This window comes from Streptomyces xanthii, assembly GCF_014621695.1.
Taxonomy (GTDB): Bacteria; Actinomycetota; Actinomycetes; order Streptomycetales; family Streptomycetaceae; genus Streptomyces; species Streptomyces xanthii.
This window is the reverse complement of the sequence record NZ_CP061281.1, coordinates 4170090-4181588: the sequence shown is the minus strand read 5'-3', so window position 1 is coordinate 4181588 and position 11499 is coordinate 4170090. Positions and strand designations below refer to the sequence as shown.

Annotated in this window: 11 protein-coding genes; 4 read left to right on the top strand and 7 right to left on the bottom strand. The window is 72.1% G+C overall.

All coding sequences use genetic code 11. The features are described from left to right. Nucleotides 1-188: 188 nt before the first annotated feature. Together IAG42_RS18975 and IAG42_RS18970 are read left to right on the top strand one after the other, a co-directional pair. The gene (locus IAG42_RS18975) at nucleotides 189-1985 is read left to right on the top strand and encodes a S9 family peptidase (protein ID WP_223206070.1); all 1797 of its coding nucleotides are present in this window, start codon (nucleotides 189-191) and stop codon (nucleotides 1983-1985) included. 68 nt (nucleotides 1986-2053) lie between these two features. After that, nucleotides 2054-2860 carry an SURF1 family protein gene (locus tag IAG42_RS18970; protein ID WP_188338164.1) on the top strand — a complete coding sequence of 269 codons (807 nt, stop codon included), beginning with the start codon at nucleotides 2054-2056 and terminating at the stop codon, nucleotides 2858-2860. Between the two features lie 209 nt (nucleotides 2861-3069). Here the strand turns inward: IAG42_RS18970 and IAG42_RS18965 are convergent, their stop codons facing one another. From IAG42_RS18965 to IAG42_RS18935, 7 genes are all read right to left on the bottom strand, one after another. Continuing rightward, nucleotides 3070-4155, bottom strand: a complete 1086-nt coding sequence (locus tag IAG42_RS18965; RefSeq protein WP_223206069.1) for a hypothetical protein — start codon at nucleotides 4153-4155, stop codon at nucleotides 3070-3072. Nucleotides 4156-4310: 155 nt separating this feature from the next. Beyond that, nucleotides 4311-4988 (bottom strand): SigE family RNA polymerase sigma factor, encoded by a 678-nt coding sequence (locus tag IAG42_RS18960; protein ID WP_188338163.1) that lies wholly within the window; start codon nucleotides 4986-4988, stop codon nucleotides 4311-4313. A gap of 408 nt (nucleotides 4989-5396) precedes the next feature. Continuing rightward, on the bottom strand, nucleotides 5397-6464 hold the full coding sequence (locus IAG42_RS18955) for an aspartate-semialdehyde dehydrogenase (RefSeq protein ID WP_188338162.1): 1068 nt from the start codon (nucleotides 6462-6464) through the stop codon (nucleotides 5397-5399). Continuing rightward, nucleotides 6464-7747: an aspartate kinase gene (locus IAG42_RS18950; protein WP_188338161.1), complete on the bottom strand. Its 1284-nt coding sequence runs from the start codon at nucleotides 7745-7747 to the stop codon at nucleotides 6464-6466. Before IAG42_RS18950 ends, IAG42_RS18955 begins: the two co-directional genes overlap by 1 nt. Nucleotides 7748-7958: 211 nt before the next feature. Continuing rightward, on the bottom strand, nucleotides 7959-8624 hold the full coding sequence (locus IAG42_RS18945; RefSeq protein WP_188338160.1) for a DUF5063 domain-containing protein: 666 nt from the start codon (nucleotides 8622-8624) through the stop codon (nucleotides 7959-7961). Continuing rightward, nucleotides 8617-9216 (bottom strand): recombination mediator RecR, encoded by a 600-nt coding sequence (recR, locus tag IAG42_RS18940; RefSeq protein ID WP_018529216.1) that lies wholly within the window; start codon nucleotides 9214-9216, stop codon nucleotides 8617-8619. The genes IAG42_RS18945 and recR overlap by 8 nt, the downstream gene beginning before the upstream one ends. An 80-nt stretch (nucleotides 9217-9296) precedes the next feature. Continuing rightward, nucleotides 9297-9641 (bottom strand): YbaB/EbfC family nucleoid-associated protein, encoded by a 345-nt coding sequence (locus IAG42_RS18935; RefSeq protein WP_188338159.1) that lies wholly within the window; start codon nucleotides 9639-9641, stop codon nucleotides 9297-9299. A 249-nt stretch (nucleotides 9642-9890) separates the two neighbouring features. Between IAG42_RS18935 and IAG42_RS18930 the strand changes: the two genes are divergently transcribed. Continuing rightward, a complete protein-coding gene (locus tag IAG42_RS18930) occupies nucleotides 9891-10628 on the top strand; it encodes an SLATT domain-containing protein (RefSeq protein ID WP_223206068.1) in 738 nt (245 codons plus the stop codon). Between the two features lie 120 nt (nucleotides 10629-10748). Further along, on the top strand, nucleotides 10749-11432 hold the full coding sequence (locus IAG42_RS18925) for a GntR family transcriptional regulator (protein ID WP_188338158.1): 684 nt from the start codon (nucleotides 10749-10751) through the stop codon (nucleotides 11430-11432). The last annotated feature ends 67 nt before the right edge of the window (nucleotides 11433-11499 follow it).

Genomic DNA, 11499 nt, shown 5'->3' with positions numbered 1-11499 from the left:
CCCCTGGAGATGCGCACTTCGTGCGCCATCTCCATCGGGCGGTCACCCGTCGGGGAAATGCGGCGCGTAGCGCCTGCATTTCAGGGGCGCGGGGAACTGCGCGACCAGCCCCCACCGGGCCGCGGGCGAACAGCGGGCGCAACCCCAACGGCGCCCCTCCCGGTCCCCCAAGGGGCACCATAGGACGCATGACTGAGAGCAACCGGGCCGCCATGCCCGACTGGGAGGCCCGGTTCCGCGCCCCCCGCGTATCGCTGCCGGACTGGGCGGAAGACGCCCCGCACCGCTCCCTGTTCGTGTCGAACGCGACGGGGACCTACGAGCTGTACGCCTGGGACCGGGCCACGGGCGAGCAGCGCCGCGCGACGGACCGGGCCAACGGGACGACGGACGGCGTGCTCTCGCCGGACGGCGCGTGGATCTGGTGGTTCGACGACACGGACGGGGACGAGTTCGGGATCTGGCGGCGCCAGCCCTTCGCGGGCGGCCCGGACACCGAGGCGGTGCCCGGTCTGGCCGCGTCGTACCCGGCGGGTCTGGCGCTCGGCCGGGACGGGCGGACGGCGGTGGTCGGCCGGTCCACGGACGAGGACGGCACGACGATCCACGTGGTGGCCCCGGGCGCGGACGCCCCGGCCGAGATCTACCGGCACCGGGAGTCCGCGGGCGTCGGCGACCTGAGCCACGACGGCACGCTCATCGCGATCGAGCACACCGAGCACGGCGACGCGATGCACGCGGCGCTGCGCGTGGTCCGGCTCGACGGCTCGCCGGTCGCGGAGCTCGACGACACGAAGGGCGGCACCGAGGAGCTGGGCCTGGAGGTGCTGGGCTTCGCCCCGGTCACCGGCGACACCCGGCTGCTCGTGGGGCACCAGCGCCGCGGCCACTGGGAGCCGATGGTGTGGGACGTGGCGTCCGGCACCGAGACCGATCTGACGCTCGACCTGCCCGGCGACGTGTCGGCGGAGTGGTACCCGGACGGTTCGGCGCTGCTGATCGCGCACAGCTTCGAGGCCCGCGGCGACCTGTGGCGCTACGAGTTCGCGACGGGCGCCCTGACCCGGGTCGACACCCCGCGCGGCACGGTCTCGGGCGCCTCGGCGCGGCCCGACGGCAGCGTCGAGTACCTGTGGTCCTCGGCCGCCGAGCCGCCGGTCGTGCGCTCCACCTCGGGCGAGGTCGTCCTGGACCCGCCGGGCTTCACGGCCCCGCTGTCGGTGCCGGTCGAGGACGTGTGGGTGGAGGGCCCGGGCGGCCGCGTGCACGCCCTCGTGCAGCGTCCGGCCGGCGCGAGCGGCCCGCTGCCGACGGTCTTCGAGATCCACGGCGGCCCGACCTGGCACGACTCGGACGCGTTCGCGGCGGGCCCGGCGGCCTGGCTGGACCACGGGTACGCGGTGGTCCGGGTCAACTACCGCGGCTCGACGGGCTACGGCCGGGAGTGGACCGACGCCCTCAAGCACCGGGTCGGCCTGATCGAGCTGGAGGACATCGCGGCGGTCCGCGAGTGGGCTGTCTCCTCCGGTCTCGCGGACCCCGAGCGGCTCGTGCTCGCGGGCGGTTCCTGGGGCGGCTTCCTGACCCTGCTCGGCCTCGGCACCCAGCCGGGCGCCTGGGCGGTGGGCCTGGCCGCGGTCCCGGTCGCCGACTACCCGGCGGCGTACGAGGACGAGATGGAGGCCCTGAAGGCGCTGGACCGCACCCTGTTCGGCGGCTCCCCCGAGGAGGTCCCGGACCGGTACGCGGCCTCGTCCCCGCTCACCTACGTCGACGACGTGAAGGCGCCGGTGCACATCTCGGCGGGGCTCAACGACCCGCGCTGCCCGATCCGCCAGATCGACAACTACGTGGACCGACTGAAGGCCCGGGACGCCGTGCACGAGGTGTACCGCTACGACGCCGGTCACGGCTCGCTCGTCGTCGAGGAGCGCATCAAGCAGGTCGCCCTGGAGCTGGACTTCGTACGGCGGCATCTGCCGTAGCCGCCGTGTGACGCGTCGAACGGGGGCCGCGGGACGGGTCCTTACATCGGACCCGTACCGTGGAAGGCGTGTACCGGTTCCTGCTGACGCCCCGCTGGTGGGGGATCAACGTCTTCGTCCTGCTGGCGATCCCGTTCTGCATTTTCATGGGTTCCTGGCAGCTCAGCCGTTTCGAGGACCGGGTGCAGGACCACCGGACCGTCACCGAACGGACGGCGGCGAACGAGAAGTCGAAGCCGGCGCCGCTGGCGTCCCTGCTGCCCGTGGACAAGGTGACCTCGGGCAAGCGGGCCACCGCGACCGGCCGGTACGACCGTCAGTTCCTGGTCCCCGACCGCGACCTCGACGGCCGCGGCGGCTTCTACGTGGTGACGCTGCTGCGCCCTGAGGGCGCCGACGGCTCCGGCGGGGCGCTCCCGGTGGTCCGCGGCTGGCTGCCCGGCACGGCGTCCGCCGCGAAGGCGCCCGCTCCACCGAAGGGCGAGGTCACCGTCGTCGGCGCGCTGCAGGCCGCCGAGTCGGCGGGGTCCAACGGGGTGTCGAACGCGGGCGGTCTCCCGGCCGGTCAGGTCGGTGTGATCAGCGCGGCGTCGCTGGTGAACCTGGTGCCCTACGACGTCCAGGACGCCTGGGTCACGCTCGACAAGGCCGACGGCGGCATGACGCCGGTTCCCGCCACCACCCCGCAGGGCAGCGGCCTGGACCTCAAGGCGTTCCAGAACCTCGGCTACACCGGCGAGTGGTTCGTCTTCGCGGGCTTCGTCGTCTTCATGTGGTTCCGGCTCGTGCGCCGCGAGGCCGAGGCCGTGCGCGACGCCGAGCTGGGCCTGGTCGAGGCCGAGGAGCCCTCCCAGACTCCTCAGCCGACCGGCTGACCTGCCGACCGAGGCCGTGTCTTCAAACTCCCGTCGTCGCCCGGAGGGCGGCTTCGCGGCGTCTGGTGCGTGCTCTGGGGGTCCCCCCGGCCGAAGGCTGGGGGAGTGCCGGGCGCAGGCCCTCGTAGCGGAGCTACTTGGGTCTTCGCCCGGTGCGGCGAGAGCACGCACCAGACGCCGTGGAGCGGGCGGGAGTTTGAAGACACGGCCTAGGAGGCGGGCAGCACGCCCGTCTTGTAGACCGTGCCCTGGCACGCTCCCTGAATCGTGGCGTTCGCACTGGGTGCCCCGGGCTCCGCCGTGTGCTCGACCACGACGCTGCCCTGCGCCGGGTCGTCCGAGCCGAGCTGCGTGGAGAGGCCCGAGTCGGTGCTGTCGCCCGCTCCGGTGGTCTGCTCGGTCGGCGTCGGGGACGGGGACTCGGTGCCGCCGTCGCCGGAACCGCCGTCGCTGCCGCCGCTGGAGGGCCCGCCGGTCGCCGGGCACTGCCCGGACGGCACCCAGGCGAAGCGCACCTCGTACGACATCCCGGGCTCCAGGATGAGCTGGCTGGGCTCCGTGGACGGGTCGGGCAGACCGGTCGCCGCGTCGCCCGAGGTGTGGTCGACGACCGCGACCCTGGCCGGGTCCGCCGCGCCCTGCGCGGTCGCCCCGACGGCACCCGCGCCGTCGATCGTGCAGTTGCCCGTGGAGACGTTGGTGACGCGGAAGGATCCGTAGACCGTGCCGTTCGCGTCCGGCACGCCCACGTTCGAGACCGGGGTGCCGAGTTCGCTCGCGTCGCAGACCGGCGAGCTGGCGGCGGCGGTGCTGCCGCTGCCCGGCCGGTCGGTGGACGTCCCGGCGGTGTCGCGGCCCTTGCCGCCCCCGCGGTCCTTCTTGCCGTGCCCGGCCTTGTCCTTGCCCCGGCCCGGCCCCTCGCCCTTCGACTTGCCCGAGCCGCCGCCCGAGGCCTTGCCGGCGTCGACGCCGCCGTGCGTGGCCTCGCTGTTGCCGGCGATCGAGGGGCGGTCGTTCGACGCGTTCGTGTTCGTCACGTGGAGCACCGCGGGCACCGCCATCGCGACGAAGACACCGGCGGCGATCGCGCCGACCGCGGCCTGCCGCTTGCGGGCCCGGCGCGCGGGCACCGCCTTGCGGAGCTGCTCGAGCGCCGCGTCGGAGGGCGCGATGTCCGAGACGGCCTGCCGCATCAGGCGCCGCAGCGCCAGCTCGTCCTCGCCGGGGCCGGGAGCGGCCCCGGGATCTTCTTCGGGGCCCGCCGCACCGGCCGGGCGGCCGGATCCGTCGCTCACTGTCGCGTCCCCTGCGTGGTCTGCGTGTCCTGCATGTCCTGCGCGTCCTACGTGTTCTGTCCGTACGTCTTCGGTCCGTACGTCCGGGGCGTCGGCGGCGTCGGCCCGCCCCTGGGCGCCGAACCGTTCCTCCGGGCCCTCACGGCCTGCGTGGCTCATACCGGCGCCTCCTGCATGGCGACGCGCAGCGCCGCTATGCCCCGCGACCCGTACGCCTTCACCGAGCCCAGGGAGATGCCCAGCGACTCGGCGACCTGCGCCTCCGTCATGTCGGCGAAGTAGCGCAGCACCAGCACCTCGCGCTGGCGCCGCTGGAGACCGCGCAGCGCCTTCTTCAGCGCGTCCCGCTCCAGCAGGTCGTACGCGCCCTCCTCGGCGCTCGCCATGTCCGGCATCGGCTTGGTGAGCAGCTTCAGGCCGAGGATGCGGCGGCGCAGCGTGGAGCGCGACAGGTTCACCACCGTCTGGCGCAGGTAGGCGAGCGTCTTCTCCGGGTCGCGCACCCGCTTGCGGGCCGAGTGCACGCGGATGAACGCCTCCTGGACGACGTCCTCGCAGGAGGCCGTGTCGTCGAGGAGGAGCGCCGCGAGTCCCAGCAGGGAGCGGTAGTGAGCGCGGTACGTCTCGGTGAGGTGATCGACAGTCGTGCCGGCCGCCATCGAGTCGTCAGCGCCCTGCGCCTGTGCCGGGATGTGTGCCGGCCGCGTCGCGGGCATGGGGGCGATCACCGGCATCCCGCCGGCCGCGCCCACCCGGGGCCGGCGCACACCGAGGGGAGGCCGCAGGGCCGCGCCCCGTGCCTGTACCGCTGTGAAGTCGAGTACCTCTGCCACGCCTGTTGGACACGCTTCCCCCCGTCAGGGTTGTACGCGTCCGGCATCCGATGTGCGACAGATTCCGCCATCGCCACAAATGACGCCGTGCCCCATGCCGACATGCGTACCTGCTCTTCCCCTATGCCCGGATTTGCCTCGTCCGCCCGAGGCCACCGAAAAGGCGACCGCAAAGACGCTCCCCGCCCTGCGCGCGGTTGCAGGACGGGGAGGGAAATCTCGGACGCACGGCGACGCCGGCACAGGATCTGCGCCGATGCCCCTCACAGAACTTACACAGATCCTACGTTTGGATCTTCGGAAGGGAAGGGGGGTGCCCGTAATGCGAACATCTGAACCGCGCAGGCGGACGTCGGAGCATCGGAGCCTCCGGTCCGGCCGGTGCCCGGCCGGTGCGCCCCGGCCGGTTCAGGCCGTGAACTCGGCGGCGATCAGCTCCGCGATCTGCGCCGTGTTCAGCGCCGCGCCCTTGCGCAGGTTGTCCCCGCACACGAACAGCTCCAGGCCGCTCGGATCGTCCAGCGAGCGCCGCACCCGGCCCACCCACGTCGGATCCGTACCGACGACGTCGGCGGGGGTGGGGAACTCGCCCGCGGCCGGATCGTCGAAGAGCACGACGCCGGGTGCCGTCGCGAGGATCTCGCGGGCCCGGCCCACCGTGACCTCGCTCTGGAAGCGGGCGTGGACGGTCAGCGAGTGCGTGGTGACGACCGGGACCCTCACGCAGGTGACGGCCACCGGCAGCTCGGGCAGTCCGAGGATCTTGCGGGACTCGTCCCGCACCTTCATCTCCTCCGAGGACCAGCCGTCCTCGCGCAGCGACCCGGCCCACGGCACCACGTTCAGCGCCACCGGCTCGGGGAAGGGACCGGTCGCGTCGCCCACGGCCCGGCGCAGATCGCCGGGGCTGGTCCCCAGCTCCGTACCGGCGACGAGGGAGAGCTGGGCGCGCAGCGTCTCGACGCCGGCCCGTCCCGCCCCGCTGACCGCCTGGTACGAGGAGACGACCAGCTCGCGCAGGCCGAACTCGGCGTGCAGCGCGCCGATCGCCACGATCATCGACAGGGTCGTGCAGTTCGGGTTCGCGACGATCCCGCGCGGGCGCACGCGCGCGGCGTGCGGATTGACCTCGGGGACGACCAGCGGCACGTCGTCGTCGAGGCGGAAGGCGGCCGAGTTGTCGACGACGACGGCGCCCTTGGACGCCGCGATCGGCGCCCACTGGGCCGCCACCTCGTCGGGCACGTCGAACATGGCGACGTCGACCCCGTCGAAGACCGACTCGGTCAGCGCGACGACCTCGGTCTCCTCGCCGCGCACGGTGAGCTTGCGGCCCGCCGAGCGCGCCGAGGCGACGAGGCGGATCTCGCCCCAGATGTCCGCGTGCTGGGACAGGATCTGGAGCAGCACGCCGCCGACGCTCCCGGTCGCTCCCACGACCGCGAGCGTCGGACGCCGCTCAGGACTCACGGCCATCAGCGGCCGGTGCCTCCGTAGACCACGGCCTCGTCGGACTCGGAGTCCAGGCCGAAGGCGGTGTGCACGGCCTGGACGGCCTCGGTGACGTCCTCGGCGCGGGTGACGACCGAGATGCGGATCTCGGAGGTCGAGATCAGCTCGATGTTGACGCCCGCGTCGCTGAGCGCCTCGAAGAACCCGGCCGTGACACCCGGGTTCGTCTTCATGCCGGCGCCCACGAGGGAGATCTTGGCGATCTGGTCGTCGTAGCGCAGCGAGGCGAAGCCGACGGCGTCCTTCTGCTTCTCCAGGGCGTCGATGGCCTTGCGGCCCTCGGTCTTGGGGAGCGTGAAGGAGATGTCCGTCAGACCCGTCGACGCGGCCGACACGTTCTGCACGACCATGTCGATGTTGATCTCGGAGTCCGCGATGGCGCGGAAGATCTTCGCGGCCTCGCCCGGCTTGTCGGGGACGCCGACGACGGTGACCTTCGCCTCGGAGGTGTCGTGCGCGACACCGGAGATGATCGCCTGCTCCACGGGCTCTTCCCCTTGCTGCTTCTTGATCGGCTCGTTGCTGACCCAGGTGCCCTGCAGTCCGCTGAACGAGGACCGCACGTGGATCGGGATGTTGTACCGGCGCGCGTACTCCACACAGCGGTGGAGGAGCACCTTGGACCCGGAGCTGGCGAGCTCCAGCATGTCCTCGAAGGAGATCCAGTCGATCTTCCGCGCCTTCTTCACGACGCGCGGGTCGGCGGTGAACACACCGTCGACGTCCGTGTAGATCTCACAGACCTCCGCGTCGAGCGCGGCGGCGAGGGCGACGGCCGTCGTGTCCGAACCACCACGCCCGAGGGTCGTGATGTTCTTGCCCTCCTGGCTGACGCCCTGGAACCCCGCGACGATGGCGATGTTGCCCTCTTCGATGGAGGTCCGGATGCGCCCCGGCGTGACGTCGATGATCCGGGCTTTGTTGTGGACCGAGTCGGTGATGACGCCTGCCTGGCTGCCCGTGAACGACTGGGCCTCGTGGCCCAGGTTTTTGATCGCCATGGCCAGCAGGGCCATGGAGATCCGCTCTCCGGCGGTCAGCAGCATGTCGAATTCGCGCCCGGCAGGGATCGGGGATACCTGCTCGGCGAGATCGATCAACTCATCCGTCGTGTCACCCATGGCCGACACCACGACAACCACCTGGTTGCCGTTCTTCTTGGCGTCGACGATGCGCTTGGCGACCCGCTTGATGCCTTCGGCATCTGCAACGGAGGAGCCTCCGTACTTCTGCACGACAAGGCCCACGTGCGCTCCTCGCTCAGTCCGTCTGTCACCGCGTGTACGTACGCGTACCGCGGTCGGCTCAGTCTAACGAGCGGCCGAAATCCGCCCCAGCTTTACCACATCGTGAGATGTCCCGCTCACGTCGTGGGCGCTGGGTTTCCTGGTGCCGACCGGCCGCTCCGCACGAGCGCATGCCCAGCCGCATCCGCGGCAACCGGGAAAGTGGGCCAGGTCACTTGACCGGACGCAGTCCCAGCGGGCCCGCGATCTCCTGCGCCATGACCTCGCCGGCCTCTTCCTCCAGCGTGCCCTCGGCCCGGCTCAGGTCCTCGTCGGTGTCCAGGCCGTCCAGGTCGTCCAGCGGCTGGTTCAGCCGCACGTGCGCGACCAGCGACTGCAGCGCGCGCAGCGTCGCCGAGGCCGTGGAGCCCCAGTTCGAGAAGTACGAGAACTGCCACCACCACAGGGCCTCGGTGACCCGGCCCGCGCGGTAGTGCGCCATGCCGTGCCGCAGGTCCGCGATGACGTCCGCGAGGTCGTCCGAGATCCGGGCGGCGACCGGCGCCTTGCGCGGCTCGTACGGGTCGAAGACCTCCGAGTACACGTCGACCGGGTCCAGCATCCGGGCGAGCCGCTCGCGCAGCTCGTCCACGTCGCCCTCCGGGCCCAGGTCGGGCTCGTAGCGCTCGTCCGGGACGATGTCCTCGTGCGCGCCGAGCCGGCCGCCCGCGAGCAGCAGCTGCGAGACCTCGAGCAGCAGGAACGGCACCGCCGAGTCCGGCTCGTCGCCCTTGGCGACCTCGGTCACCGCGACGAGGAACGACTCGATCTGGTCGGAGATCTGAACAGCGAAGCTGTCCGGATCCTGACTGGTGGCGTGGAGCGTGGCGTCAGACATCTAGCAGTCGTCTCCCCTCGAAGGCACGGCCGAGGGTCACCTCGTCCGCGTACTCCAGGTCGCCCCCGACGGGGAGGCCGCTGGCCAGGCGGGTGACCTTCAGGCCCATGGGCTTGATCATCCTGGCGAGGTACGTGGCGGTGGCCTCGCCCTCCAGGTTCGGGTCCGTGGCCAGGATCAGCTCCGTGACCGTCCCGTCGGCCAACCGCGCGAGAAGTTCCCGTATACGCAGGTCGTCGGGGCCCACACCCTCGATCGGGCTGATGGCGCCGCCGAGCACGTGGTACTTGCCCCGGAACTCACGGGTGCGCTCGATCGCCACGACGTCCTTGGGCTCCTCGACCACGCAGATGACGCTCAGATCGCGGCGCGGGTCGCGGCAGATGTTGCACAGCTCCTCCTGCGCCACGTTCCCGCACGTCGCGCAGAAGCGGACCTTGGCCTTGACCTCCATCAGCGCCTGCGCGAGGCGCCGCACATCGGTCGGCTCCGCCTGCAGGATGTGGAAGGCGATCCGCTGCGCGCTCTTGGGACCGACGCCGGGCAGCCTGCCCAGTTCGTCGATGAGGTCCTGGACCACGCCTTCGTACACGGAGTGCCTTCGCCTTCAGGTCGTGTGCGGTGTCCTGATACGCACCGCTGTCTTGATACGTACGGTAGTCGGAACCGGGTCTAGAAGGGGAGGCCCGGGATGCCGCTGCCGCCGCCGAGGCCCTGGGCCAGCGGGCCGAGCTTCTGCTGCTGGAGCGACTGCGCGTTCTCGTTCGCCGCCTGGACCGCCGCGACCACCAGGTCGGCCAGCGTCTCGGTGTCCTCCGGGTCGACCGCCTTCGGGTCGATGACCAGGCCCCGCAGCTCGCCCGAGCCCGTCACCGTCGCCTTGACGAGACCGCCGCCCGCCTGCCCCTCGACCTCCGTGCGCGCCAGCTCCTCCTGCGCCTTCGCGAGGTCCTGCTGCATCTTCTGGGCCTGCTGGAGCAGCTGCTGCATGTTGGGCTGGCCACCACCGGGGATCACGATGAGCTCCTTGGTCTGTACGGACGGTCTGTACGGAGTGTCTGTCCGAACGAGCCTACGTGGTCCGGGGGGCGCCCGCCCCGGCATGTCGCGCTGCACTCTTTCGAGTGAGTCGGCCGGGGTCCCTATACCTGATCAACGGCCACTTCTGAGCGGATACCCCTCGAAAACGGGAACAGGGCCACCCATTGGGCGGTAGGAAGATGCTGCACATTCAGCCCCATCCGTAACCAGCCCAGGGAGTGCCGGGTGAGTCAGCCGGAGATGCAGCCCGAGGGTCCGTCGCAGGCGGACCCCGCCGGAGGCGGGGCGCGCACCGGTGACCTCTCGGGGCGGGCGTTCCCGCTCGGCGACTGGGGCGAGCCCGCCGAGCGCCTCGACGAGCTGTACCGCTGGGTCGAGGAGGGCGCCCTGCGCACCGCCTCCTGGTACCTCACCGACCGGGTCCGCAAGCGGCGCGCCGCCCGGGCCCTGCGCGGGGGCGCCGCGCTCGGCGCGGTCTGCGGAGCGGTGCTGCCGCTGCTCGACCTGACGCGGGTCATCCGCGGCGGCGCCCCCTGGGGCTATCTGGCGCTGCTGCTCGCGGTCGCGTGCGTGGTCGGCGACCGGTACTTCGGGCTGACCTCCGGCTGGATAAGGGACGTCGCCACGGCGCAGGCCGTGCAGCGACGGCTCCAGGTGCTGCAGTTCGACTGGGCCTCGGAGAGCGTGCGCGAGGTGCTCGGACCCGCCGAGGGCACGGCCGGCGAGGCCGCCGAGCGCTGTCTGTCCGTCCTGCGCCGCTTCTCGGAGGACGTCACCGAGCTGGTCCGCGCCGAGACCGCGGACTGGATGGTCGAGTTCCGCTCGGGCCCGGCCCCGCTCGGCATGCAGTCCTCCGTGCCCGGCCCACCGCGGCCCGCCGAGGTCCCGCCGCCGGGCCGCTTCCCGCTCCCTCCGGGCACCCGTCCGAACATGCCCCGCCAGCGACCGCCGGAGCCGCGCTGAGGGGTGGGGCTAGGCTGGCGATTCGTACAGTCGTTTCCGCATCAGTAACGACATCGCGAACATCATCAGCATCGACAGCGGCGACGCAGCCGCCGCCGGCCGACCCTAGGGATCCGATCCGTGCCAGTCTCCGACGGCCTCGCCGTCACCCGCAGCACCCTGCGCCAGCAGATCGCGGACGCGCTGCGCGACGAGATCCTCGGCGGGCGGCTCGCCCCGGGGCAGGAGTTCACGGTCAAGGAGATCGCCGAGGGGTACGGGGTGTCGGCGACCCCCGTCCGTGAGGCGCTGGTCGACCTGACCGCGCAGGGGCTGCTCGACTCGGCCCAGCACCGCGGCTTCCGGGTCCACGAGTACTCGCTGGGCGACTACCGCTCGATGATCGAGGCCCGCAGTCTCGTCGCCGACGGCATCTTCCGGGGCCTGTCCGAGAACCCGCCGGACGATCCGCGCACGCCCGCCGCCCTCGCCGGGGTCCGGCGCCGCGGCGAGGAGGCCGCCCGCGCCGCCGGGGCCGGCGACCTGAACGTGCTGATCGGCTACGACCTGCGCTTCTGGCGCGAGCTCTCCGCGCTCTTCGGCAACCCGTACCTGTCCGACTTCTTCCACCGGCTGCGCGTCCAGTCCTGGATGTGCGCGGTGCCGCACCTGCGCCGGGCCGGCGATCTGCGCGGCCGGCTCTGGTCGGGGCACTGCGAGCTCGTCGACGCGCTCGTCGCGCGGGACGCGCACGCGGCGCACGCGATCGTCGCCGCGTACAACGAGGACGCGCTCGTCCTGATCGAGTCCCTCGCCAAGGGCTGACCGTTCCCGGGCCGAATCCCGGACTGATTCCCTGCCCGCGATGGGTACCTGCAAGGCAGGGTGGTGC

What these genes read in the sequence shown, in the direction of transcription:
- IAG42_RS18975 (WP_223206070.1), top strand. Translation starts at nt 189, where the DNA reads ATGACTGAGAGCAACCGGGCCGCCATGCCCGACTGGGAGGCCCGGTTC.
- IAG42_RS18955 (WP_188338162.1), bottom strand. Translation starts at nt 6,464, where the DNA reads ATGGCCGTGAGTCCTGAGCGGCGTCCGACGCTCGCGGTCGTGGGAGCG.
- IAG42_RS18945 (WP_188338160.1), bottom strand. Translation starts at nt 8,624, where the DNA reads ATGTCTGACGCCACGCTCCACGCCACCAGTCAGGATCCGGACAGCTTC.